This is a genomic window from Sinobacterium norvegicum (genome assembly GCF_923077115.1).
GTDB classification, from domain to species: Bacteria; Pseudomonadota; Gammaproteobacteria; order Pseudomonadales; family Sinobacteriaceae; genus Sinobacterium; species Sinobacterium norvegicum.
Genome location: NZ_CAKLPX010000003.1, coordinates 309225 through 332678, shown reverse-complemented (window position 1 = coordinate 332678; position 23454 = coordinate 309225). Strand labels below are relative to the sequence as shown.

The 23454-nt window shown below is 49.4% G+C and carries 24 protein-coding genes; 7 read left to right on the top strand and 17 right to left on the bottom strand.

Annotated elements, in window-relative coordinates:
• Positions 1-28 precede the first annotated feature (28 nt).
• From sppA to arsC, 4 genes are read right to left on the bottom strand one after another with little or no spacing between them, the layout of a single operon-like run.
• Complete coding sequence (sppA, locus tag L9P87_RS13495; protein WP_237445268.1) at positions 29-1876, bottom strand: signal peptide peptidase SppA; 1848 nt, start codon at positions 1874-1876, stop codon at positions 29-31.
• A gap of 42 nt (positions 1877-1918) precedes the next feature.
• Positions 1919-2296 carry a DUF2069 domain-containing protein gene (locus L9P87_RS13490; RefSeq protein ID WP_237445267.1) on the bottom strand — a complete coding sequence of 126 codons (378 nt, stop codon included), beginning with the start codon at positions 2294-2296 and terminating at the stop codon, positions 1919-1921.
• Between the two features lie 8 nt (positions 2297-2304).
• Positions 2305-2910, bottom strand: a complete 606-nt coding sequence (gene wrbA / locus L9P87_RS13485; RefSeq protein WP_237445266.1) for an NAD(P)H:quinone oxidoreductase — start codon at positions 2908-2910, stop codon at positions 2305-2307.
• A 25-nt stretch (positions 2911-2935) separates the two neighbouring features.
• The gene (gene arsC, locus L9P87_RS13480) at positions 2936-3289 is read right to left on the bottom strand and encodes an arsenate reductase (glutaredoxin) (RefSeq protein WP_237445265.1); all 354 of its coding nucleotides are present in this window, start codon (positions 3287-3289) and stop codon (positions 2936-2938) included.
• 103 nt (positions 3290-3392) lie between these two features.
• Here arsC and L9P87_RS13475 point away from each other — a divergent pair, with 103 nt between their 5' ends.
• The gene (locus L9P87_RS13475; RefSeq protein ID WP_237445264.1) at positions 3393-4631 is read left to right on the top strand and encodes a YihY family inner membrane protein; all 1239 of its coding nucleotides are present in this window, start codon (positions 3393-3395) and stop codon (positions 4629-4631) included.
• Between the two features lie 92 nt (positions 4632-4723).
• Positions 4724-5104: a TlpA family protein disulfide reductase gene (locus L9P87_RS13470; protein ID WP_237445263.1), complete on the top strand. Its 381-nt coding sequence runs from the start codon at positions 4724-4726 to the stop codon at positions 5102-5104.
• A 20-nt stretch (positions 5105-5124) separates the two neighbouring features.
• On the opposite strand, the gene L9P87_RS13465 is transcribed toward L9P87_RS13470, so the two are convergent.
• The 3 genes from L9P87_RS13465 to htpX form a co-directional block, all read right to left on the bottom strand.
• Complete coding sequence (locus L9P87_RS13465) at positions 5125-5706, bottom strand: hypothetical protein (protein WP_237445262.1); 582 nt, start codon at positions 5704-5706, stop codon at positions 5125-5127.
• Positions 5707-5899: 193 nt separating this feature from the next.
• Positions 5900-6871: a HupE/UreJ family protein gene (locus L9P87_RS13460; RefSeq protein ID WP_237445261.1), complete on the bottom strand. Its 972-nt coding sequence runs from the start codon at positions 6869-6871 to the stop codon at positions 5900-5902.
• Positions 6872-7034: 163 nt separating this feature from the next.
• Positions 7035-7901: a protease HtpX gene (gene htpX / locus L9P87_RS13455; protein ID WP_237445260.1), complete on the bottom strand. Its 867-nt coding sequence runs from the start codon at positions 7899-7901 to the stop codon at positions 7035-7037.
• A 338-nt stretch (positions 7902-8239) separates the two neighbouring features.
• Here htpX and L9P87_RS13450 point away from each other — a divergent pair, with 338 nt between their 5' ends.
• Entirely contained in the window at positions 8240-8599 is a 360-nt protein-coding gene (locus L9P87_RS13450; RefSeq protein ID WP_237445259.1) for an HPF/RaiA family ribosome-associated protein, read from the top strand.
• Between the two features lie 43 nt (positions 8600-8642).
• On the opposite strand, the gene dinB is transcribed toward L9P87_RS13450, so the two are convergent.
• Entirely contained in the window at positions 8643-9719 is a 1077-nt protein-coding gene (dinB, locus tag L9P87_RS13445; RefSeq protein ID WP_237445258.1) for a DNA polymerase IV, read from the bottom strand.
• Between the two features lie 91 nt (positions 9720-9810).
• Here dinB and L9P87_RS13440 point away from each other — a divergent pair, with 91 nt between their 5' ends.
• Complete coding sequence (locus tag L9P87_RS13440) at positions 9811-10224, top strand: hypothetical protein (protein WP_237445257.1); 414 nt, start codon at positions 9811-9813, stop codon at positions 10222-10224.
• A 70-nt stretch (positions 10225-10294) separates the two neighbouring features.
• On the opposite strand, the gene L9P87_RS13435 is transcribed toward L9P87_RS13440, so the two are convergent.
• Positions 10295-10573: a DUF1244 domain-containing protein gene (locus L9P87_RS13435; protein WP_237445480.1), complete on the bottom strand. Its 279-nt coding sequence runs from the start codon at positions 10571-10573 to the stop codon at positions 10295-10297.
• A gap of 342 nt (positions 10574-10915) precedes the next feature.
• Between L9P87_RS13435 and L9P87_RS13430 the strand changes: the two genes are divergently transcribed.
• Entirely contained in the window at positions 10916-11842 is a 927-nt protein-coding gene (locus L9P87_RS13430) for a hypothetical protein (RefSeq protein WP_237445256.1), read from the top strand.
• 61 nt (positions 11843-11903) lie between these two features.
• Here L9P87_RS13430 and L9P87_RS13425 read toward each other — a convergent pair whose 3' ends face one another.
• From L9P87_RS13425 to L9P87_RS13400, 6 genes are all read right to left on the bottom strand, one after another.
• The gene (locus L9P87_RS13425; protein ID WP_237445255.1) at positions 11904-13040 is read right to left on the bottom strand and encodes a helix-turn-helix transcriptional regulator; all 1137 of its coding nucleotides are present in this window, start codon (positions 13038-13040) and stop codon (positions 11904-11906) included.
• Between the two features lie 155 nt (positions 13041-13195).
• Positions 13196-14224, bottom strand: a complete 1029-nt coding sequence (gene dmpG / locus L9P87_RS13420) for a 4-hydroxy-2-oxovalerate aldolase (protein WP_237445254.1) — start codon at positions 14222-14224, stop codon at positions 13196-13198.
• Positions 14225-14239: 15 nt separating this feature from the next.
• Complete coding sequence (locus L9P87_RS13415) at positions 14240-15154, bottom strand: acetaldehyde dehydrogenase (acetylating) (protein WP_237445253.1); 915 nt, start codon at positions 15152-15154, stop codon at positions 14240-14242.
• Between the two features lie 77 nt (positions 15155-15231).
• Positions 15232-16017: a fumarylacetoacetate hydrolase family protein gene (locus tag L9P87_RS13410; RefSeq protein WP_237445252.1), complete on the bottom strand. Its 786-nt coding sequence runs from the start codon at positions 16015-16017 to the stop codon at positions 15232-15234.
• Positions 16018-16045: 28 nt separating this feature from the next.
• Positions 16046-16879 (bottom strand): alpha/beta fold hydrolase, encoded by an 834-nt coding sequence (locus L9P87_RS13405; protein WP_237445251.1) that lies wholly within the window; start codon positions 16877-16879, stop codon positions 16046-16048.
• Positions 16880-16917: 38 nt separating this feature from the next.
• Complete coding sequence (locus L9P87_RS13400) at positions 16918-17781, bottom strand: SDR family NAD(P)-dependent oxidoreductase (protein WP_237445250.1); 864 nt, start codon at positions 17779-17781, stop codon at positions 16918-16920.
• Between the two features lie 266 nt (positions 17782-18047).
• On the opposite strand from L9P87_RS13400, the gene L9P87_RS13395 reads away from it, so the two are divergent.
• A complete protein-coding gene (locus tag L9P87_RS13395; RefSeq protein ID WP_237445249.1) occupies positions 18048-20045 on the top strand; it encodes a pyrroloquinoline quinone-dependent dehydrogenase in 1998 nt (665 codons plus the stop codon).
• A gap of 71 nt (positions 20046-20116) precedes the next feature.
• Here the strand turns inward: L9P87_RS13395 and L9P87_RS13390 are convergent, their stop codons facing one another.
• The gene (locus L9P87_RS13390; RefSeq protein WP_237445248.1) at positions 20117-21400 is read right to left on the bottom strand and encodes a cytochrome P450; all 1284 of its coding nucleotides are present in this window, start codon (positions 21398-21400) and stop codon (positions 20117-20119) included.
• A gap of 264 nt (positions 21401-21664) precedes the next feature.
• Between L9P87_RS13390 and L9P87_RS13385 the strand changes: the two genes are divergently transcribed.
• A complete protein-coding gene (locus tag L9P87_RS13385) occupies positions 21665-22108 on the top strand; it encodes a glutaredoxin domain-containing protein (RefSeq protein ID WP_237445247.1) in 444 nt (147 codons plus the stop codon).
• Here L9P87_RS13385 and L9P87_RS13380 read toward each other — a convergent pair.
• Positions 22105-23385: an anaerobic sulfatase maturase gene (locus L9P87_RS13380; protein ID WP_237445246.1), complete on the bottom strand. Its 1281-nt coding sequence runs from the start codon at positions 23383-23385 to the stop codon at positions 22105-22107. The genes L9P87_RS13385 and L9P87_RS13380 overlap by 4 nt on opposite strands.
• Positions 23386-23454: the final 69 nt, after the last annotated feature.

Sequence of the window (23454 nt, the reverse complement as noted above, 5' to 3'; positions counted from 1 at the left end):
GCCGCGTTTTTTATGCTTTTTGACTCGCTTATGGCGCCATGCACTCGGTGCACTGTGCGTAAAAGCCTTTCGGGTCTCGACTGTTAAACCACAGTGCCGATTGTCCTTGCAAAGGTTCCAAACCCAGCATCTGCAATAATGAAATTGTCTGGGCCTGTAAACTCATCGGCATGATCGCCGCCGAGGCGCCGCTGAGCTCCAACATAAATTGCTGCTTGGCTGAGAGTATTGGGCTGATCAGTTCCACCTCATAGGCCTCAACACCCGCCAATTTAGCCGCCGATGCAATGGCATCCTGGGTCGAACCTAGCTGATCAACCAGGCCTCTCTCATAGGCATCCTGACCACTCCAAACCCTGCCCTCGGCCACCACCTCAACCTGCTCGACCGACATGCCTCGCCCCTCTGCGACAATGGTTAAAAAACGCTCATAACCGTTTTCAATCTGGCTTTGAATCATCGCCTGGGTCTTGTCATCCAAGGCTCGGTCAGGTCGATACCCCGCCGCAATATCGGTCGTTGCCACCCCATCATTACTGATACCAATATGTCGCAGGCCACGCTCGATGTTGGGTAGCGCAGCAAAAATACCGATCGAGCCTGTCAGCGTTGTCGGCATCGCCCAAATCTCATCGGCATCGGCTGAAATCCAGTAACCACCGGAGGCGGTAACAGGCCCCATAGAAATCACTAGTTTTTTATCCGTCGCCTTAAAACGCAGTATCTGCTCTCGAATTACCTCTGAGGCAAAGGCACTGCCGCCGCCGCTGTTGATTCGCAGCACCAAGGCCTTAACCGAATCATCCTGTGCCGCCTGCTCAATAAGCTCCGACAAGCTATCACCGCCGATGGCGCCATAGGGTTCATGGCCGTTAACAATATTACCCTCAGCATTGATCAGCGCTATTTTGTCGGCGACCGGCGCAGCCATATTCAGCGCCTCTGACAGGGCGATGTAGTCGCGAAAATCGATAAGGTGGTCTTCGATATCCCCCTCAATCAGTGTAGAAATATAATCGGTATATTCTGCACGACTCTTAATATCATCAATTAAATGCATTTGCTGGGCCAGCTTGGCGCTGTCACCGTTAAACTGCTGCATTAAAATATGACTGTTATTAATATATTCATTCAATTGCCCCGGTTTTAGTGCCCGGTTTGCCTCAATGGTTGTGGTGTATTGCTGCCATAAACTGGACAGCCAAACACTGTTTGACGCCCGATCTGCCTCGCTCATATCATTACGCATCATCGGCTCTAAGGCTGATTTATAAGTGCCGACCCTGAAAACATGAAAATCAATATAGAGCTTATCCAGCAGCGCCTTAAAGTAGCTGCGATACACTGCCAAACCTTTTAATTCGACACCACCCATTGGGTGCAGATACACCTCGTCGGCAAAACTGGCTAATAAATATGTCGACTGAGAGAAGTTGTTAGATCGGAAAAGTACCTTCTTGCCGCTCTGCTGGAAGTCACTGATGGCCTGCGAAATCTCAAAGGCATGGGTCATGCCCATACCTCGGAGATTATCGAGCTGCATAACTATCATCGACACATTATCATCTTCTTCAGCGAGGTTAACCGCATCGATAATGTCGCTCAGCACAACCTCGGCATTGGTTTCATCTTGATTGAACAGCGCAAAAAGAGTGTCGTTATAACTGCGTTGCTCGACCAATACACCGGTCGGCGAAATCGCCACAACGGCCCCATCGGGAACGCTGGGTTGCTCACTGTCCTTGAGCGCGAAAAATACCGCAGCGATGATGACAATAAAAATAATATTAAGCACGGCGCGTCGCAACCAGGTTACCAAGCCCCATACACCGCCGAAAACTCGGCGAATAATCCCTGGTTTTTTCTTTAAAGTCATATCCTTACAAAACCTTTTATCATTATCAGATTTATCGTATCGCTATTCGTAGCCCGCTTCATGGTACTTTTTATAACGCACAAACATCATAGCAAAGGTAAATAAAGTCACCGTTAAAAAGCAGTAAAACCAGTCAATCAAGGCTGCTTCTGCGGGCACCGCCAGCGCCGTGACAGCATAGATAAAATACCCTAATACCACGAAGCATATCCATGTATAGCTGCGGTGCGTATCTTGTATCATACCGGGGATGAAAATCAGTAACGGCACCGTGCTGAACATAAACACGGCAAAACGAGTCGCCAAAGCGGCTTCCTCGGGGGCAAAATAAAAACTCTTTAACGCCAGCAATATGATCAGCGCGACGTAGGAGGTGATACTTACCCAACGGGTAATGGTTAGCTTCTTAGCAATTGTCATTGCGTTCTCTATGTCGAGGAGGTGAGTTGATAGGCCACGGCGGCAACCCTTTGCCCGAGAGCACGGCAAAGCTGTGCCTCGGTATCATCGAGGCGGCGAGTGTTATCTTTACCGCCAACATGCGAGGCGCCGTAGGGCGTGCCACCAGCTGTGGTGGATAATAACCCTGCCTCACTGTATGGCAGCCCCATATAAAGCATACCGTGGTGCAGCAACGGTAACATCATCGACAGCAGTGTCGACTCTTGACCGCCATGCAAACTAGAACTGGAAGTAAATAATGCCGCCGGTTTACCGGCCATCGCACCGGTTAACCACAGGTTTGAAGTCGAATCGATAAAATATTTCAGCGGGGCGGCCATATTACCAAAGCGAGTCGGGCTGCCCATCACCAAACCACAGCAGCCGGCTAAATCTTCCAGACTGCAATATAATGGCCCCTCATCGGGAATATCATCGGCAACCGCCTCACACTCAGCGGAAATGGCAGAGACGGTTCTCACTCTCGCCTCAACACCCGCCTGTAGCGAAACGCCTCGGGCAACCTGCTCAGCCATCGCCGCTGTGGCGCCATGGCGACTATAATACAATACCAGCACATATGGATTAGACATATCGTCCCCCGTCATTCGCTTCAAATTAACCGATCAATGTCAGTACGTTTTCAGGCGGGCGCCCGAGTACCGCTTGCTCACCGACAATCACAATAGGGCGCTCGATTAATTTGGGGAATTGCACCATCGCGGCAATTAACTGCTGATCCGTAAGGCTGTCATCCTTCAGGTTATTCTCTTTGAAGGCTTCCTCGCCCTTGCGCAGCAGCTGTCGCGGAGTAATACCTAGCTGCCGGATAATCGTTGTTAACTCGGACTCCGATGGGGGCTGTTCAAGATACAGCACAACCTCTGGCTCCACGCCATTGTCTTGTAAAATCGCCAGTGTTTGACGAGACTTAGAACAACGTGGGTTGTGGTAGATAGTGGTTGCGGGCATGGTTTTTTCCTTTAAAATCGTGAATAACTCAATCAATACGCCGATTATATACAGCATTATTGATGAAGTCAGTTTGATCACATAATCGATAAGTAACAACAAGATGAATATTATGCATCACCTCATTGCTTTCCTACGTCATTTAATACGCCGCTATATCGAAGACGGCTGCCGAGAAAGCGCTGCAGCACTGACCTACACCAGCCTTTTTGCCGTCGTGCCGCTGATGACGGTAAGCTATGCTGTACTGTCGGCAGTGCCTGAGTTTCAAAGTGTTGGCAACGATATTCAAAGTATGATTTTCAGCCACTTCATTCCCTCGACAGGGGCAGAGATTCAACAGTATTTAGTGCAGTTCTCTCAGCAGGCGCAAAAACTCAGCACGGTTGGTGCAGCCTTTCTTGCGGTCACTGCCTATTTAATGCTGAAGAGCATCGAGACCACGTTTAACAAAATTTGGCGCACACAGCAAAACCGCAAAGGCCTATCCAATTTTTTACTCTATTGGGCAGTATTGAGTCTGGGGCCGATTTTTATCGGTATTGGCCTACTGGTTACCACCTATTTATTATCCCTATCAATATTTGAGACCGAGGATGTGGCGCTGATTACGCCGCTGTTTCTGCAATTTTTACCACTGTTACTGGTCACAGCCACATTTACCCTGCTTTTCGCCGCCGTGCCCAACTGCCATGTACCCTTTAAACACGCGTTAATCGGCGGCGCTATTACCGCCATCTGCTTAGAATTATCCAAACAACTATTCACCACTCTGGTCGCCAATACCAGCTATCAAGTTATCTATGGCACCTTTGCTGCCATTCCGCTGTTTTTAGTGTGGGTCTACTTCTCATGGTTAATCGTTTTAATGGGCGCAGAATTTGTTCGGGCCCTCTCCAGTTTCCATGCCCTCAAATCCAGTGATTACCCCAATTTAATTCTGACCATCGGATTGATTGACGCGATGGCCAAACAACAAAATAATAATCAGCCCCCTTTCCATGATGAGGACATCACCTCCCAACCCTGGCTGTTTGATAACGACAGCATCTCGGCTCACCACTGGCAGGCCCTACGAACCACCTTGCTCGAGCAAAAGATTATCTATCAAACCAACGATGACGCCTATGTCTTAGGCATTAATATTCACCTGATTGATATTTGGTCACTGGCCAAACGCCTGCCTGGCGGCTTGGACCTAGAAGAACTAAGCAGTATTACCGCGATTGAAAAAGATAGCTGCCCATGGTTGGCAAAACTTAAGCAGGCCATCGTCAATATCAACCAGCACAACCAGCAACAACTTGACAGCTCACTTTCAGCTCTGATTAGCGAAAAATAATGATGATCAAACAAACACTTTTATTCTGCCTGCTAACTATTACTCTGCAAACAACAGCCTGCAGTGCTGACAAAGAGGCCGTCCCCAGCCTTTTGGATATCGACAACAACGCATGGACGGCCGAACAGATGCAGGGCAAATGGCTGATCATAAACTACTGGGCGATATGGTGCGGACCCTGCCGCGACGAGATCCCCGAGCTCAACCATTTCGCCACGGAATTCGATAATAAAGTGCTGGTTTTTGGTGTCAATTTTGATGGCATCAACGGCGATAAACTGCGTAAACAAAGCGATCAAATGGGTATTGAGTTTATTTCACTCGCCGAGGATCCGGCCAGTTGGTTTGAATTAACACCGAGCCAGGTGTTACCGGTGACACACATCATTAACCCGCTGGGGGAGAGGGTAGACAGCCTCATCGGCCCGCAAACCCTGGAAAGTTTAAAGCAGGCCATAGAACAAAGTTATTGAGGCCTATGCCCGGTGCTTCGCTAGGCAACCCAGGTGGGACACAATAAGCGTCGAGCCTGATTATACGAGTGACTCAGCTGTTCCAACATGTCATCAATATTATCCATGGTCAGCTCGATAACGTCACCGCGGGCGGTAATCATAGTCTGGCGGTTACTGGCCGCAAACATTAAGCGGTCAGCGTTTTCCTTACCCAGGGCCGTTTCGTAGTGATACATGTCGCGATAATTTTGATCAATCAGTGCCTCGCCATCGGCGACAACATGATCAACCTCATCCGTTAGCTGCTGCAACTCAGATTCATCGCAGTATTTACCCTGCTCTAAACTGTGCTTGGCCGCCTGCCATAGAGCCTGATGGTAACGCTCCCCCACCTCAACGCCGTCTTGCGCCCAGTTGAGAATTTTCGCCACCTCGGTTTTTTGCTCGACGGATAATTCATCATAACCCCGCCAAAAATCCTGGTAAATTTTCTGCGTCAGCTCGGACTCATTCAATACAGTCTGTTGAAATAATTGCATCTTACGCAGAAACAATTGATTGTTGGCAAATGCCGGCAAAGAAAGCGCCGAAATTAAAAACAAAGGATTCTTATTACTCATAATGCCTCTCTATCGCCAGTCATTGGCTATACATTGGTATGTCCAATACTATAAAGAAGATTAACAACCGCCAGAATACGTTGTTAACGTAGAACCCTAGATTATTTCGCAGGATTTATACGTGATTTCCACAGAGATTTGATACGAGGTGTAGGCAGTAAGACCTAATGTTAACCAATGATCATGTCTTTCATCACGACAGCAGAGTCAACCGTTCCCAAAACCAAAAAGAAGATAACCCACCCAACCCGTAGACAACCAGCCCTCGAGATATTGCTGGCAGTCGCCAGTTCGACTTGACCAGAAACCACAACACCAGTGCCAATAGAGCGATGACCAATAACTGCGCCAGCTCGATACCCAAATTAAAAGCCAGCAGTGCCGTCACCAACGCCTCCTGTGGCAAACCGATATCAGCCAAGACACCGGCAAACCCCAGCCCATGTAACAGGCCAAATCCACCGGCACAGAGCCATGGGTAGCGATGAAACCAACCCTGACCATCATTTCTTATCAGCTCGACCGCCACGGCAATTAAACTGACCGCAATAAAGAGCTCGGCCACCGATTGCGGAAACCGCAACAATCCCAGAGCAGCCAGAGACAACGTGACGCTATGCCCAACGGTAAAACTGGTAATTGTCCACACTAATTTTTTATTCACACCAATGAGGACGACAAGCGCGATGACAAACAACAAATGATCCAAGCCTCCCCATAAATGTTCCATACCGAGCCAGAGATAACCGCCAAAGACAGCCGGCACTGATACTCGCTCAGGTATAGTAAAGACAGACTGCGCTGGGCTTAATACCTGCTGATAGACTCGACCATCGGACAGCGATACTCTTAAGATAACGTCTGCGCCACTATCGCCAATATGGCGGGCCCCGACCTGAGCCCCGACCACCCCGGCATCACCACAATCGATCGACCAAGAGGTTTCCAGCGCTGAACCACTGATACGTTGCTGCTGATCACTCACAGCTAAACAGTGGGCAGGCAAAACAGGGCTTAATTCGCTGCCCGGCGCTTGTTTGAGCGGTGTTTTCCACCGCACCGAAAACTGGCCAGCCTCTAGCTGGTTTAATGCCAACAAACTCGGCGCCAAGGGGTGTGACAACACCACCGCTGAAGCCAGGGTAGAGACCAATATAACGGCCACTAATCGTATTACTTTGAGCCAACCAAGCATCGTATCGGAACAATCCATCAATTTATTTTAATCACAACAGTATACCGTAAGCTATCATCAACACTGAGTAGATTCGTTATTTTTGAAACAAAAAAAAGAGCCTTTCGGCTCTTATATTAACGCGTTAAACACTTTAAACCTGGGCAGCCTGAAGTGCCGCTATACGTTTTTCTAACGGCGGATGGCTCATCATAAGGTCGGCCATCGACTTGCCGCCATTAATACCAAAGGCATTCAATTCACCGGGTAAATTAGCCGGCGGGCCATGCTTCAAGGCTTGCAAGGCAGCAACCATCTTACCACGGCCGGCCAACACCGCCCCACCAACATCGGCACGGTATTCACGTTGACGGGAGAACCAGGCAACAATAATACTGGCCACAATGCCCAGACACATCTCCAACACAAAGACTACGCCCATATAGGCAATCATACCCAAACCTTTACCGTCATCACTGTTACTGGCCACGACATTACTGATCACGCCTGCGACCATTCGAGCGAGAAAAATAACAAAGGTGTTCACCACACCCTGAATCAGCGTTAAGGTCACCATATCGCCGTTGGCAATGTGACTCACCTCATGACCTAAAACCGCCTCGACCTCATCGCGCTTCATGTTTTGCAGCAAACCAGCGCTGACCGCGACCAGCGCTTCATTCTTCTTTGCCCCTGTGGCAAAGGCGTTAATCTCCGGCGAATGATAGATAGCCACCTCTGGCATGCCAATGCCGGCCATTTGCGCCTGCCGCGCAACAGTGTCGAGCAACCAAGCCTCTATTTCATTACGCGGCTGCTTGATCACCTCGGCATTGGTTGAACGCAACGCCATCTTCTTCGACAGCAATAGCGAGATAAACGATCCCCCCATGCCAAAGATGGCGGCAATAATTAACAGCCCTGAGGTACTGCGGCTATCGACACCCAATATCGATAAGAAAATGCTCAATACCAACATTATCGCGAGGTTAGTCGCCAAAAAAAGCACGATACGTTTCATATTTCTCCTGAGTAAATGGCAATGATAATTCAGACTTAAAATGTGAGGGCAATACTATCATTTTCAAGCCCCGAGACTGTATTAAACTATTTTTTACAATCAAATATTGAGACCGCTTTACTCCACCATAGATATCATTGTAATGTAGGTACTAGCCCTTATTTCACAGTGCTAAAGACAGCGCTAGAGTGGGCTTACAGGATTAGCTTAAACGCTTAAATCCCAGAAAAAAAGAATGGCTAAATCAGCAACTTATGTCTGGAGTCTATTCACAAATATGACAGCACTCCCTAGACTATTTGCCGACGCCGAGTACGATGAACGTCAGGAGTAAATCTATGCAAAAACAATTACAACTTGTCTTTAATCACTTAGAACCATCAGACGGACTCAAAGAGGTCGCAGCAGCACAGCTTGAAAAGCTTGAATCGATGAATTCAGACATTACCAGCTGCCACATAGTCTTTACCAGCGAACCTAACAACTTATTCAGCGTAACCATTGAGTTGCAGTCGATGCATAAAGCATTTGAAACTGCCGCCAGCGACGCCGATGCCTACAGCGCACTCCGCCAAGCCTTTAAAAAATCCAATCGCGTATTGCAGGATTATGCCGGCAAACAACGCGCCAGCCGTCACGATGCACAACCGCAACCGGTCGTAGCAGAAGATGACAACGATGACGAGGCCGCGGCTTAACAGCAGCCTCTTCAATTTTTAGGCGGCCTTCGCCGCCTTATTTTTATTCAAATAAATCATACTGATACAAATTTCTCTCACGCAGTCTGACGCCAATACCCAGTAATCTTACCGATTTGGCACTGCGCTGTGCCGCCTTTCTAAATAGCTGCTGTAACTGATGAATATCGAGCTCTGTCGCAACAGACTCTGCTGTGGTACGGCTAAAATCTTCAAATTTGAATTTCACAAACTGCTTAACAATCAGATGCCGGCTTTTGTTTCGATCAATTCGCTGCTGTAATGACTCGAGCAAACTTGGCAGCTCAGCCAAGCACTGCTCAACACCGACCAAATTGTTATCGTAGGTATGCTCGATACTGATCGACTTCCGCTGTCGCTGCGTTTTTACTGGTCGTTCATCGATACCTCGGCACAACTCATATAATCGACGACCAAACTTCCCAAATCGCTCGGTTAATTGATAAACGGTAAAATCCTGTAACTGTTGGCAGCTCACAACACCCATTTCATATAAGCGCTGCTGCGTTACTTTTCCGACACCAAAAATCTTTGCCACGTCCAGTTCGGCGACAAATGACGCCACCTGATCCGGAGCCACCACGGTCAAGCCATTTGGCTTATGCCAATCACTGGCGACCTTGGCGAGGAATTTAGAGTTGGCCACACCCGCCGAGATAGTAATACCCACCTCCGCCTCTACCCTGGCCCTAATCTGCTGAGCGATTAGTGTGGCACTGCCCTGCAAAATGTCGACATCACTGACATCCAGAAATGCCTCATCGAGTGATAACGGCTCGATCAAGTCGGTATAGTCAGAAAAAATTGCCTGGATCTGACGACTCACCTGCTTGTATTTATCGATATCGGGGCGCACCGCAACCAAATCTGGACAAAGCTTATTGGCCTGGGCCATGGGCATTGCCGAGTGAACGCCATACTCCCTTGCTAAATAATTGCACGTTGCCACAACACCACGGCCATTTGTTCCGCCGACAGCCAGTGGTTTGTCACGCAACTCAGGATTATCACGCATTTCAACCGAGGCGTAGAAGCTATCGCAGTCACAGTGAATAATCTTTCGCTGCAATCTCTTAACCTCCCCCTTAGAAAGCCACATAAACACGCCGCAGTGTTCGGTACAGCAATAAAGTCACTGACTCCGATCATAATTAGCGTTAAAATACCCTTTTTTTTACCGGAGTCAAACAATGTCTTTAGGCAGCTGGGATCCCAAAGCGGACGAGCAACGTAAGAATATAGCGATTGAAAACCAGCATATCGAGCTTTTTGTCGCCAACGGTTGCAACGATAATGTTGAAGATATTGCCGCATCATTGAACGAACACCAACGCCAAACCCTCATCGGTCTTTGCGAGCTATCCGTCCATGATTGGCAGCAAGCCGCCGCCAGCCTCAGTAACACCGAGCTGTGGTACATTATTCGCTTTTGGACAGCCGCAGAATACACCATCGACAGCTGGGATTGTGCGGAAAAATCACCGGTTATTGCCATCAACAAACTACTCAAAAAACGTAAGGCGCCGCTGAATAAAGACCAACTGCAATGGATTAAAAACAATAGCCGTAATCAATTCATACCCAACGGCCCTCTTTTGTTCTAACACTTTAGCCACAGGCATAAAAAAGGGCTGCTAATGCAGCCCTTTTTATGCCCTTTAAGAATTTCCAGCATTATTCTTTCGGCTTATTTTTTTCATAACTGGCTAATTGCTCTGCACTGGCCGGGGTTTGATTTATTTTTTTCCAATCATCATAAGGCATCCCATACACCCTTTCTCTTGCCTGGTCATAATCAATTTCAACGCCTCTTTCCTCAGCCTCTGCTCGATACCACTTAGACAAACAGTTACGACAAAAGCCTGCTAAATTCATCAAATCAATATTTTGCACATCGCTACGCTGGTCAAAATGTGCCAATAATCGACGAAAGGCGGCGGCCTCAATTTCCATTTCTTTTTGTTTATCCAAAATTTTTCCCCATTTTCATTCAAAAATCCAACCAAAGTATAAACCAAGGGTTGGCCAATAAAAACAACAGCCACAACATCAAAAACAATTACAGCAAAGAATAAAAAACAATTTATATATTTAAAATCAAACAGATAAGAAAGCATCAATGTTTTTAAACAAGACAAAAAGAGTGTTTTTTTTCCTTTACCAGCCTCTTACCTCTTCGAATTATTGTTATTTTTTACTATTTATTGAAATAAATCACCGATTTACTGCTATTTTATATAAACATGCGTATAATCGCGTCGTTTTATTTTAAATAATTGCTGAGGGGCATAAATTATGGCAGCAGCCAAGAAAACTATAGATGCGGTAGCGGCCTTAGAAATTGACATTTCTAAGCTGCAGGACAAATTAGAGAAAGCACGTGCTAAGAAGCTAAGTGATACAGCCAAGGCAATCACCAAGACCAAAGCCGAAGCTAAGAAAGCCATTGTTAATGAAAAGAAGTTAGCTGCCAATGTAGCCTCTACTCGTGACAAGAACCGCGCTAAGAAAACAGCTGCCACCAAAAAAGCCTACCTCGCTGCTCGCGCCAAGGTTGATGCAGGCAAGCTGAAAGTGAAAGAAATCAAGGTTGGCTTAAAAGGCCTTGAGGCTCAATTCACTCAGCTTAAGTCTGACACCAAGCGTCAAGCTGCTGTCAACAAGGCCATTGCCTTATTCAGTGCAGCTCAAGCCAAGGCTGATGCCAAGGCTGCTAAAGCCCTTGCAAAGAAAGAAGCCGCCGCTGAAAAGAAAGCCCAGACCAAGGCAAAGAAAGAAGCCGCTGCCGCCGCCAAAAAAGCTGCCAAGCCTGCCGCTAAGAAAGCCGCTGCTAAACCAGCCGCCAAAAAAGCTGCCAAGCCCGCCGCTAAGAAAGCCGCTGCTAAACCAGCCGCCAAAAAAGCTGCCAAGCCTGTCGCTAAGAAAGCCGCTGCTAAACCAGCCGCCAAAAAAGCTGCCAAGCCTGTCGCTAAGAAAGCCGCTGCTAAACCAGTCGCCAAAAAAGCTGCCAAGCCTGCCGCTAAGAAAGCCGCTGCTAAACCAGCCGCCAAAAAAGCTGCCAAGCCTGCCGCTAAGAAAGCCGCTGCTAAACCAGCCGCCAAAAAAGCTGCCAAGCCTGCCGCTAAGAAAGCCGCTGCTAAACCAGCCGCCAAACCTGCTGCTCCAGTAGCAAAAGCTGAAGCACCTAAGGTCGACGTAGCAAAGCCTACTGAAAAGAAGTAATTTTCTCACGGCATAAAAAAAGCCCTGCTGTAGCAATACAGCAGGGCTTTTTTTATCTTTTTTAAGTGATAGGGCCGACACTCTTTAAAATCAGCTGCACCAGTTTGGTTTGCCGAGTGACTCCGGTTTTCGAAAAGACGGCACTTAAGTGCGACTTTGCTGTATTTCGAGAGACCCCCAACTCAGCTGAAGCCTCATCCAGCGTCAAGCCATTTGCTAAACGCATCGCCAAGGCTGACTCTGCCGGTGTAAAGCCAAACAATGCTGTTAGCGCTGATGTCGGCGCCTCTCGTCGATGCTGAGGATCACTGATAAACAGCGCTATACAGGGCTGATTCGATTTCGGACTCTGATTTACAGGTATCGCACGTAATAGAATAGCCAGTTTCAAAACACCAGGAGCAAACTCCGTTTTACAGACCCTCGGTGCGACCGCCTCACCACATTGCCGAAGCGCCAATATCTCCTCAATATAACCGACCAGTTGTTTATTTTCTTCCCGGTCATCGATGACGACCTTATCACCGCGTAATAACAGGCCGTTATCTGCGCTGACGAGACGGTCTGCTGCCTCATTTTTGCGAATGACTCGTGCTTTTTCATCCAGCACAATCACCCCCATGGCCATCTCGCCCATAGCCGCTAAATAGAGCTCGCGCTCAAGTTGCGCGGACTGCAACTCCATAAAAATTTCTACCGCCTGCTGTAACGGCTGAACAGTTGTCGACAATAATTGTTTATCATGCTCATTGAACAAGTTGTCACCGGTATTACGGGTGACTCGCAGGCGCACATCGACACCGTCGCCAAGCGATAGATCGAAGCCCATAATCTGTTCGACCCCCATCGGCATCATATAATCGCGATAGTATTCACTGGCCTTAAATTCGGACTTATTCACCCACTCTTCCACGGTTAAAACAGTTGCCGGTGGTAGGTTGGTAAACGGATCTAACGCATAATACTTTTCATTGTAAGCCGTGAAGTCCTGCTCCTCAATCACCAGCGCATTGAGCACAACACCGGTGTCAAACTCACTCGGCGGCGATAAAATCAAGGTGGCAAAACTTGCCCCTAGTTGCTGGCGCAGGATTTCCAAAAATTGCTGCCATCTCGCCTCATGGGTAATACCACTATAAATAGAGGCGATCAGCCCCTGCGAGGCTGATTCCTCTCGATCAAACAACTGCATCTTCATTACTCGGCCAATCACGATTGATACGCGTCAGTATTACATACTTATTGAGCGACACACTCATTCTTTAATACTATGTAACCTCGTCGGCCAGCATGTTGTTAACAGGCATAAAAAAAGGCGCTAAGCGCGCCTTTTTTAAAACAACAGGTTGTGCCTTATAGCTTACCCTGTGCTCTGGCCATATCGAGGGCCAAATCTTCGATCATATCTTCCTGACCACCGACAGTACCACGTCGACCTAACTCAACCAATATATCTCGGGCCGGAATGCCATACTTGGCACTGGCGCGCTTGGCGAACAATAGGAACGATGAGTAAACGCCGGCATAACCGAGTGTTAGCGCATCGCGATCCAAACGAATCGGCTGATCCATCATGGGTACCACGATGTCCTCAGCCACATCCATAATCTTGTATAGATCGATACCGGTATTAACCTTGAGGCGCTCAGTGGTGGCGATCAACACCTCCAGCGGCGTATTACCAGCACCGGCACCCAGGCCAGCGACAGAACCATCGATACGATTAGCACCAGCCTCGATCGCTGCCAACGAGTTCATCACACCTAATGAGAGGTTATGGTGACCATGGAAGCCAAGCTCGGTTGCGGGGTCCAGTGCTGCCCGAGCCGCGGCAATGCGAGCAGTCACATCGTCAGGCATCATATAGCCGGCAGAATCGGTGATATATACACAATTAGCGCCATAGCTCTCAAGCAGCTTAAGCTGCTCAACAAGCGCATCAGGTTCAATCATATGAGTCATCATCAGGAAACCAACGGTATCCAAGCCCATCTCACGCCCCATGCCGATATGCTGCTCAGTCACATCAGCCTCGGTGCAGTGCGTGGCAACACGAATAGTACTAATACCACAATCGGCTGCCATTTTAAGGTGATCAACGGTTCCAATACCCGGCAACAACAGCGCAGACACCTTGGTATTCTTCACTGCGCCAACGACAGCACGTAGGTATTCCTCATCGCTTGCCGCAGGGAAACCGTAGTTAACAGAGCGACCGCCAAGGCCGTCACCGTGGGTCACTTCGATCATTGGAACACCGGCATCATCCAATGCGGTGGCGACTCGTACCATTTCTTCTACCGAAATTTGATGCTGTTTAGCGTGCATCCCATCGCGCAAACACATATCGTGGATGGTGACATTTTTACCTGCAATATTCATTCTGTTATCTCCTACTTAAGCTTGAGTAGCTTCTAGAACCATACGGCCCGCTAAAATTTCTTCGGCATACATCTCGGCGGTGCGTAAGCCCGCCGCGGTCATAATGTCGAGGTTACCGGCATACTTCGGCAGAAAGTCACCAAGGCCTTCGACTTCCATGTAAATAGAAACACGCTTGCCGTCAAAAACGGGACCATTCTTCAGGGTGTAACCCGGTACGTATTTTTGCACTTCTTTAATCATCGCGTGGACCGACTCAGTAATCGCCGCTTCATCCGGCACATCCTTGGTCAAACAATGGATGGTGTCACGCATCATCAGCGGTGGCTCAGCTGGGTTGATGATAATAATCGCCTTGCCTTCTTTTGCACCACCCACTTTTTCAATCGCACCTGCAGTCGTACGGGTGAATTCATCGATATTTTTACGGGTACCGGGGCCAGCAGACTTCGATGAAACTGTCGCTACGATTTCACCGTACTCAACTTCCTGTACCTGGCTGACTGCCGCCACCATTGGAATCGTTGCCTGGCCGCCACAGGTAACCATATTGACATTCATCGCCTTGGCCTCAACCGCCTCTTTCAGGTTGACCGGTGGAATACAGAAAGGACCAATCGCTGCTGGCGTCAAGTCGATCATCAACGCGCCAAGCTCATTCACCTTGCGAGAGTTTTCAGCATGGACATAGGCACTGGTGGCATCGAAACAGATCTGCACGCCATCGGCCTTCATTTCGGCCAACATACCATCGACACCCTCAGCCGTTGTCTTAAGACCTAACTCACGGGCACGGGCAAGACCAGGGGAATCTGGATCCACACCAATCATCCATACTGGTTCGATGTATTCCGAACGCAATGCCTTAATCAGCAAGTCGGTACCGATGTTACCTGGGCCGATAATGGCCGCCTTAATTTTATTGCTCATACTCACTCTCTTTTTATCCAGTATGCTTGTTGCTATGACAATAGCGCATCAATCAGCCGCCAAGACGGCTGCTGTTTTTAAACAAAGGAAACTTCGCAGCTACCTACGTTTTCCAATTCCAATTTCATTGTGTCGCCAGGACCAACATCCTCTAACGGTACTAAAGAACCGGATAGAATAAGGTCGCCGGCATCAAAGGTAATACCAAATTCACCGAGGGTATTGGCCAGCCAGGCAACAGCTGTCAACGGGTTGCCCTGCACGGCACTGCCCTTGCCTTCACTCAGTAAACTGCCATTTTTGTATACTTTCATGTGCAAATTTGGCAGATCTAAGGTGCGAGGATCGACGGCGTTTTCACCGATGGTAAACACACCACAGGATGCATTGTCGGCAACGGTATCTTGTATTTTTATATTCCAATCTTGAATGCGCGAATCGACGATTTCAAAACACGGCATCACACATTCTGTCGCATCGAGAACATCGGCCTCAGTAATGCCAGGGCCGATCAAGGCCTTCTTCAACTTAAAGGCTATCTCACCCTCTGCCCTCGGGGCGATTAAATTGCCTGCAACCGGTATTTCAGCGCCGTTGGGGTAATGCATTTTATCGGTCAAAACACCGAAGTCCGGTTGATCGACACCCAGCATATCCTGCACCACTTTACTGGTGACACCGATTTTCTTGCCGATGATTTTCTCGCCAGCTTCAACGCGGCGAGCCACCATACGCAACGAAATATGGTACGCATCATCGATGGTAATATCATCGTGACGGTCGGTAAAAGGCGTCAGCGTCTGCTGGTTACTCAAGGCCTCATAGAGCTCGTCACCGAGCTGCTCAATTAACTGCTTTTCCATCTTTCTTATTACCTATCAACAGAGACGATTAATCGTTTTGTAAAAAGTCGAGCAGGGCACGGTTAAAGTATTCCGCGTGCTCAACCATAACCCAGTGACCACACTCGGAGACCATGGTCATTTTAATATTCTTTATACCCTTGGCCAGCGTCATGAATCCGCGCTCAGGCATCATCATTTCATTGGCACCCCAAAGACCCAGTACTGGACAGCGAATCTCACCAAGACGGTCTTCCATATTGGGGACTACCATGGTCTTGATCACTTGCTGGTTCTGGGTCTGCATCACCTCCCAGCGCTCTTGTACCAAGTCATCGGTGACCACTGATTGCTGATACACCAAAGCCTTGCTAATGAAGTTCTTCATCACCGCTGGGGTAATTGGGTCTGGAGACATAAAAGTCTCACGCATCACCTGCATACCAGGCATGGTGAAATAGTCAGGCTGTTCTTCGATACCGCCAGGGGCCATCAACAGCATTTTCACCACCGACGCTGGATAATCCAAGGCGAATTTTAAGGCGATCGCACCACCGAGGGAGTTACCGACCAAAGAACATTGGTCAACACCAATGGCTTCGAGGTTTTGACGCACGCATTGGACAAAGAAGTCGATGTGGTAATCAACGTCTTCTGGTTTATCCGAGAAACCGTAACCGATTAGATCCGGCACAATGACGCGATATCCCTGCTCGGCCAACCAGTTGTAGTTCATCTTGAAGTTGCTGTGGCCACTGGCGCCAGAACCGGAGCCATGCAGGAAAACAACCACCGGACCACTGCCGATATCCTGATAATGAATACGCTGGCCGTTGGCTAAATCACAGTAGCTACCCTCGGGTAGATAGTCTTTTGCACTCATGTTTTCTGCCTTATATTTTTTTATCTGCAGCGCCGAAGTTATTCGACGATGGCATCGTTAAACTCTGTTGGCTCACCAAATATCGCCGCATTAGACATCGGTTGCCTGCCCTGTAAATCTTGTACTTTATAGTTTAGCGCTAACTCGGCACCGACATGTACCCTGCCCGTCAGCACCATATAATCGGGGTCATTGGCAATCGCATCGATGACTCGACCAGTAAATTCTGGTGATTCTGCACCGTCGAGCATACCGTTGTATAACTCTGGCTCTGCCGCCATCACCGCCACGGTTCGCTCTGTTGCTATCAAGCCCATCCAGATCGAGAGACAGGCAACATTGTAGGCCTTGAAATCAACAGCCATATCGTGGGCCATTTTATCGACCGCCGCCTTACCAGCACCGTATGCTGGGCCGTGCATATAGCATGTGGCACCAAAGGATGAAGTGTTGACGACCAAGCCCTGACCATTGGCCACCAGTAAGGGGGCAGCATAGTAAGAGGCAACATAACTCGATCGCATACCGACATCGGTGATATCGATCAAGTTGAGGTCTTTTTGCCAAAACGGTCCCGGCTTAACCAGGTCATCCGGCACAAACAAGGCGTTGTTCACCAGTATGTCCAGCCGCCCCTGTTCACTCTTTACCTGTTCGAACAAGGCCTTTACCTGAGCGTCATCGCTGTGATCACAAACGACAGCAATACCCTTGCCGCCACGGGCGGTACACGCTTCAGCGGTGGCAAATACGGTGCCTGGCAGCGCAGCATCACCCTCTTTTTTGCTGCGACCAGTGACATATACCGTCGCCCCTGTTGCCGCCAATGCAAGAGCAATGCCCTTGCCGACACCCCGACTGGCTCCGGTGACTACAACTACGCGATTATGCTGTAAACCCATCGAATCTGTTCTCTATGCGTATTTTTGACCGGTAATCGTAATCATTTGTCCAGTATTTGAATAGACTCAAATGGATTAGAAAAAAGTAATAAATAGCGCCACCGAACCCCTGTCATATCCCTTCAAGCCCTGATTGCCAGCCGTTGCTCCGCCGAACCTGCGCGCACCGCCATGTAACTATATGGTAACCTTGCTGTCGCTTTATCTCCCACTGACTCGTTGGTACGCTGGCGGTATCAATAAAAACAATAATGTGTCGATTCACTATGATCTCTCTCCCCAAGCATCAACCACGCCTATTACGGGTAATTCTTACCACGACGGCACTTGTCACAGCCCTTGCTATCTCAGGCTGCGACCGCCCCAATCAAGCCCTGGCCTATGATCAAAACACCGACGACTGGCAACATTATGGCGGCTCGCTGAGCAGCGACCAACACAGCACTCTCGATCAAATTAATCATCAAAATATTCACCAGCTCGAACAGGCCTGGCGCTATCAGCTGCCGGCGATGCCTGTACTGGATACCGAGGGAAAGACCACCGAACAAAATGATACCCGTTTTCAAGCCCAGCCTATCGTCGTAGACGACACGCTGTACAGCTGCGCCATCACCGGTTATATCATTGCCCTCAACCCCCTTTCAGGCAAGGAGCAATGGCGATACGATGTCAATCAAGAGGCTGTAGAAAAGCAGCCCCTGCGTTGTCGCAGCCTGGCCTATTGGCAGCAACCGAACAGGCAGCCGACACAACCACTACAGACCTGTGATCACCGCATTATCTTTACCACCCCCAGCAGTCAACTAACCGCCGTCGATGCCAGAACAGGGGTTCGCTGCGCCAGTTTTGGTGAGGCCGGTCAGGTTGACCTCAACCAGGGTATCAGTGGCAGAGATCAAGCCAGCTATCAGGTTAAATCGATTGGCGTCATTGCTAACGACTTGATCATTGTCGGGTCGACCATCGATGACAACATTACCATTGATGCCCCCAGTGGTGTCGTACGTGCCTTCCATGCCGGTGATGGCAGTCTGGCCTGGGCGTGGACCGCCGTCCCGCCCAGTCAATCAAACACCCCACGCCGAGACCGCGCCGACTATCAGTCCGGCACGGTCAACAGCTGGGGGCCGATGTCAGCCGACGAAGAATTGGGACTGGTCTTTATCCCCACCGGCAACCCCAGCCCAGACCTCTATGGCGGTCAGCGCAATGGCAGTGATTACTACGGCTCCTCCGTCGTCGCCCTTAACCTAGCCGACGGCAGCGTCGCCTGGCACTTCCAAACCGTCTATCATGATGTCTGGGATTACGATGTCGGCGCAGCCCCAGCACTGTTTCAACACGCTAATATCGGTAGCGGCAGAAAAGGGGTCGCCGTATCGACCAAGACCGGTAATGTATTCTTACTCGACCGCCAAACCGGCGAGCCGTTTTACCCGATAGAGCAGCGACCAGTACCGCAAAACGGTGTTGCCGGCGAGATCCTTTCAGCCACCCAACCCTTCGCCACCCACCCCAAGCCGCTGCATCCGGAAAAACCCGAAGCCTGGGGTTTTACCCCCTTTGATGAAAAGGACTGCGCAAAAAAGCTGGCTCAATATCAGTGGCAGGGACCATTCACTCCACCCAGTCTCGAGGGCACGATTAACTTCCCCGGCGCCTCAGGCGGCATCAACTGGGGCGGAGCCGCCATCGATAGCAATAACGGTATTTTAATCGTCAATCAAACCTTTATGCCTTGGGTAATCAAGCTGATTCCCCGCGCCGAAATGGCTCAGTATGACATTTCAGAATATGGCTTTCCCAATCAATTGTTTGAAATGAAGGGCACGCCCTATGGCGCCCTGCGACACCCATTACTATCATCGTTAGGAGGCCCCTGTAACAAAACGCCCTGGGGTACGATTACCGCTGTCGATTTAGTATCCGGCGATGTTTTATGGCAAAAACCGCTGGGAACAACCCGCGACCTGGCGCCATGGCCACTGTGGTTGGATGTCGGCACACCCAATCTAGGTGGCGTCATTAGCACCGCTGGCGGCGTCGCCTTTGCAACCGGAGCGACCGATCATTTTGTTCGCGCCTTCGATGTGAATACTGGTGAAGAGATTTGGCAGCGCCGAACTAACGGCGCCGCGATGTCAGTGCCGATGACCTACCGTTTAAGCCAGAATGGCAAGCAGTATGTGGTCTTTGCAATCACAGGTAACGTCGACAAAGAGATTCCTTTCGAGCTTGTCGCTTACGCACTGGATGAATAAAGCCTGCAATATATCGCCAGCTTAACCCCGCTGGCGACTGCCTCAGTCAAGACGTTGTATCGGCATTAACCCTAGTCACGCTTGTCAAAGGTTAGGTGCAAGCCCTTGAGGCCACGCAGTACAATGTTTGGCCAGTATTCCAGCTCGGACTTATCTTCGTTGATCGCGAAGTTAGTCAGGCGTGACAACAAGGCCTCAAACGCTACGTTCATTTCCTTGCGGGCCAGCATGGCGCCGGGACAAAAGTGAATACCCTGACCAAAGGCGATATGGTCACCGGCATTGTCGCGATCAATATCGATGGAATCGGGCGTATCAAACAACTCTTGGTCACGGTTGGCGGCATGGTAACGTAGCATTAGCAGTGAATCCTTGGGGACTTTCACACCGTGGATCTCGCTGTCTTTTTTCACCACGCGCCAAATACCTGCACTGGGGGACTCCATACGTAGAATCTCCTCTACCGCGTTGGCGATTTTGCTAGGGTCATCCTGCAGCGCCTTTAGCTGCTCTGGGTTTTGAATCAAACTCACCATGCCGCCGGTGATTGCCGAGGTCGTGGTTTCGTTACCGGCCACCAAAAACTGCTGAAGAATACTCTGCAACTCTTCCATGTTAAGCGGACGTGTTTCACCGCTGTCGGGGTCGCTAATCGTGGTTGAAACCAAATCGCTGATCATGTCGTCCTTTGGCTCTTCCCGACGCTTTGCAATCATGTCGGCAAAATAGAACTGAAACTCAACAATATTTTCGGCGTCTTCTATCTCCTCCTCCGGTGTGGCGAGTTGACTAAGGCGACGGGCAAATGAATCTGACCAGCGCTTAAAGGCTTCGAGGTCTTTACGCGGTACGCCAAGTTGGTCGGCAATCACATAGACAGGCAGTGGGGTGGTGAATTCTCGCACAAAATCACACTCGCCTTTGTCGATGATGTTATCGATCAGCTCATGCACAATGGCCGTCATGTAGTCTTCCATTTCATTGACACGCTTAGCGCTAAAGACTTTATTGACCAGGGTACGATAGGCGCGATGGCGCGGTGGATCCGCCGTAATCATAGTGTCGACCGGCTGCCACGCCTTGGCGTAGATGGCTGTCACTGCCTCGTCGGGTACCGGGCCCTTTAGCAACTCGGTAAAGTTATTCGAGTACGTCTCGGTGTCTTTTAATAACTGCTTAACGTCGGCATGGCGGGTCACCATATAAATATTGGTATCAGGCAGGTTGTAGACCGGCGCTTGCTCCTGCAGAGTCTTATAAAAATCATAGGGGCAGTTTAGGGTTTCTTCGTCAAAGAAATTAAAGTCCATCGGGCATTTTCCGGCGGGACGCTTTGCGGCTGTGTTGTCGCTCATGATGCTTTCCTATGTCTTGTTATTATGGTTGTTAATTGACGTTGTCGATGACGAGCTGTCGGTGATATTGAGGTTAATGCTAGCAGGTCGATCCAAAAAAAGACATTCCTGACTGTTTTTTTTATAAAAGACATGATCTAGATCAATTGAGCCACCCGAAACCACTTCGCTATCAATATCTTCGGGTTATTCAGGGTGGACTCGCAACAGCGTTCAACGTAAAGTCAATTCATCGAGGAACGACAACGACACCATGGATGCCGTATGCGAATACCCCCCCTACTCGCAGTGATTTTATTACTGCTGTGGCCGATGGCCAACGCCGAGATTTTCAAGTGGGTCGATGCCGAGGGCAATACGCATTTTGGTGATCAGCCACCTGATGCCGCCAAGACGCAAACGCTGGAATTTAACATCAATACCTTCCAAGGTGTCGAGATCGATCAACGCTACAGCCATAGCGGCGACACCAGCGCCGATCATCAAACCGTCATCATGTATTCCACCAGCTGGTGCGGTTATTGCAAAAAAGCCCGCCGCTATTTTCGCAGCAATAATATCAACTTCAAAGAATACGATATTGAAAAAAACGCCAGTGCGGCTAAGACATTCAAACGCCTCGGCGGCAAGGGCGTGCCGCTGATTGTCGTCGGCGATAAGAAAATGAGCGGTTTCAGCCAATCCGGCTTCGAATCCATTTACCGCTAAACAACCCCCTTATCGCGGTAATGTCCATGCGTCACCGGCAATCTATTAGCCCTTAATATATAGGCTAATGACTGATCGATATGGGCAAAGAAGCGCTTCCAACCGGCGCATAAATAATTTTGTCCGGGGTCACCTTTATGGCTGCGCATAAACCGATTCTTAGGGCACTCACCGTGGCAGGCAAACAGGTAGTCACAGCCTTGGCACTGACTGGTCAACGTCTTGCTCTTAGCGAAACCGAATTTCTGCTGGCGCTGAGACAGCGCCATGGCGTCCATCCGCTCACTGTAAATATTACCCAGCTTGTACTCGGGATAGACATAGTGGTCACAGCTGAATACATCACCGTTGGGCTCCATCGCCAAACCCTTGCCGCAGAGACTGTTGAGGGTGCACAGCGGGTTTTGACGCCCCATCCAGCTCTCTACCGAGGCCTCAAAATACTGCACAAAGACGCGGCCGACATCGGCCTTGACCCACTCATCAAAAACACCGCAGAGAAAATCCCCCCAACCCTTGGCCGACACACACCAGGATTCCATCACCGACTCTGGATGGCTGGGCTCTAACCGCGGGTCGCCCTGTACTAACTGATCCTGCTGCTGCCATTGTTGCGGCGCGGTGTCGCGGAAGGTTTTTTGCTCGACAATAGGGATGAACTGCATCTGCGGTGAACGCACCACATCACGCAGAAACCGGTAGACCGCCTGCGGCTCTTTACTGGTGAGATTATTGACACAGGTAAGCGTGGAAAAATTCACCTTGTGCTTATGTAATAACTCAACCGCCGCCATCACCTGCCGAAAAGTGCCGTGGCCATTTTTGTCGACACGGTAGGTATTATGCAGCAGCTCAGGCCCATCGATGCTGAGGCCAACTAAAAAATTGTTTTTCTGCAAAAACAGACACCAGTCATCGTCCAGCAAGGTACCATTAGTCTGTAAGTCGTTGGCAATGACAACGCCTCTGGGTTGATACTTCTTCTGATAGCGAACCACTTTTTCAAAATAGCTCAATCCCAGCAAGGTGGGCTCACCCCCCTGCCAAGAAAAAACAATCTCCGGGGTGTTTTGCTGTTCAATATACTGACGGATATAGTGCTCTAAGTCCTGATCATCCATCTTCTTCGAACAGCCTGACTTATAATCGAGCAGGTCTTTCTTGCTGAGGTAGTAGCAATACTGGCAGTCGATATTACAGTGGGCACCGATGGGCTTGGCCATCACGTGCAAACGCTTACTGGCCTTGCCATTGTACTGGGGTGCTTTTGTAATCATCGGTAGTCTCCGGCCTTTGGAATATGGCCATATTGTCTGCCATACAGCAGCAGGCGACTACTGGGAAAA

Coding starts and splice junctions, on each gene's coding strand:
- sppA (WP_237445268.1), bottom strand. CDS start 1,876: ATGACTTTAAAGAAAAAACCAGGGATTATTCGCCGAGTTTTCGGCGGT.
- L9P87_RS13490 (WP_237445267.1), bottom strand. CDS start 2,296: ATGACAATTGCTAAGAAGCTAACCATTACCCGTTGGGTAAGTATCACC.
- wrbA (WP_237445266.1), bottom strand. CDS start 2,910: ATGTCTAATCCATATGTGCTGGTATTGTATTATAGTCGCCATGGCGCC.
- arsC (WP_237445265.1), bottom strand. CDS start 3,289: ATGCCCGCAACCACTATCTACCACAACCCACGTTGTTCTAAGTCTCGT.
- L9P87_RS13475 (WP_237445264.1), top strand. CDS start 3,393: ATGAATATTATGCATCACCTCATTGCTTTCCTACGTCATTTAATACGC.
- L9P87_RS13465 (WP_237445262.1), bottom strand. CDS start 5,706: ATGAGTAATAAGAATCCTTTGTTTTTAATTTCGGCGCTTTCTTTGCCG.
- htpX (WP_237445260.1), bottom strand. CDS start 7,901: ATGAAACGTATCGTGCTTTTTTTGGCGACTAACCTCGCGATAATGTTG.
- L9P87_RS13450 (WP_237445259.1), top strand. CDS start 8,240: ATGCAAAAACAATTACAACTTGTCTTTAATCACTTAGAACCATCAGAC.
- dinB (WP_237445258.1), bottom strand. CDS start 9,719: ATGTGGCTTTCTAAGGGGGAGGTTAAGAGATTGCAGCGAAAGATTATT.
- L9P87_RS13440 (WP_237445257.1), top strand. CDS start 9,811: ATGTCTTTAGGCAGCTGGGATCCCAAAGCGGACGAGCAACGTAAGAAT.
- L9P87_RS13435 (WP_237445480.1), bottom strand. CDS start 10,573: ATGGAAATTGAGGCCGCCGCCTTTCGTCGATTATTGGCACATTTTGAC.
- L9P87_RS13430 (WP_237445256.1), top strand. CDS start 10,916: ATGGCAGCAGCCAAGAAAACTATAGATGCGGTAGCGGCCTTAGAAATT.
- L9P87_RS13425 (WP_237445255.1), bottom strand. CDS start 13,040: ATGAAGATGCAGTTGTTTGATCGAGAGGAATCAGCCTCGCAGGGGCTG.
- dmpG (WP_237445254.1), bottom strand. CDS start 14,224: ATGAATATTGCAGGTAAAAATGTCACCATCCACGATATGTGTTTGCGC.
- L9P87_RS13415 (WP_237445253.1), bottom strand. CDS start 15,154: ATGAGCAATAAAATTAAGGCGGCCATTATCGGCCCAGGTAACATCGGT.
- L9P87_RS13410 (WP_237445252.1), bottom strand. CDS start 16,017: ATGGAAAAGCAGTTAATTGAGCAGCTCGGTGACGAGCTCTATGAGGCC.
- L9P87_RS13405 (WP_237445251.1), bottom strand. CDS start 16,879: ATGAGTGCAAAAGACTATCTACCCGAGGGTAGCTACTGTGATTTAGCC.
- L9P87_RS13400 (WP_237445250.1), bottom strand. CDS start 17,781: ATGGGTTTACAGCATAATCGCGTAGTTGTAGTCACCGGAGCCAGTCGG.
- L9P87_RS13395 (WP_237445249.1), top strand. CDS start 18,048: ATGATCTCTCTCCCCAAGCATCAACCACGCCTATTACGGGTAATTCTT.
- L9P87_RS13390 (WP_237445248.1), bottom strand. CDS start 21,400: ATGAGCGACAACACAGCCGCAAAGCGTCCCGCCGGAAAATGCCCGATG.
- L9P87_RS13385 (WP_237445247.1), top strand. CDS start 21,665: ATGCGAATACCCCCCCTACTCGCAGTGATTTTATTACTGCTGTGGCCG.
- L9P87_RS13380 (WP_237445246.1), bottom strand. CDS start 23,385: ATGATTACAAAAGCACCCCAGTACAATGGCAAGGCCAGTAAGCGTTTG.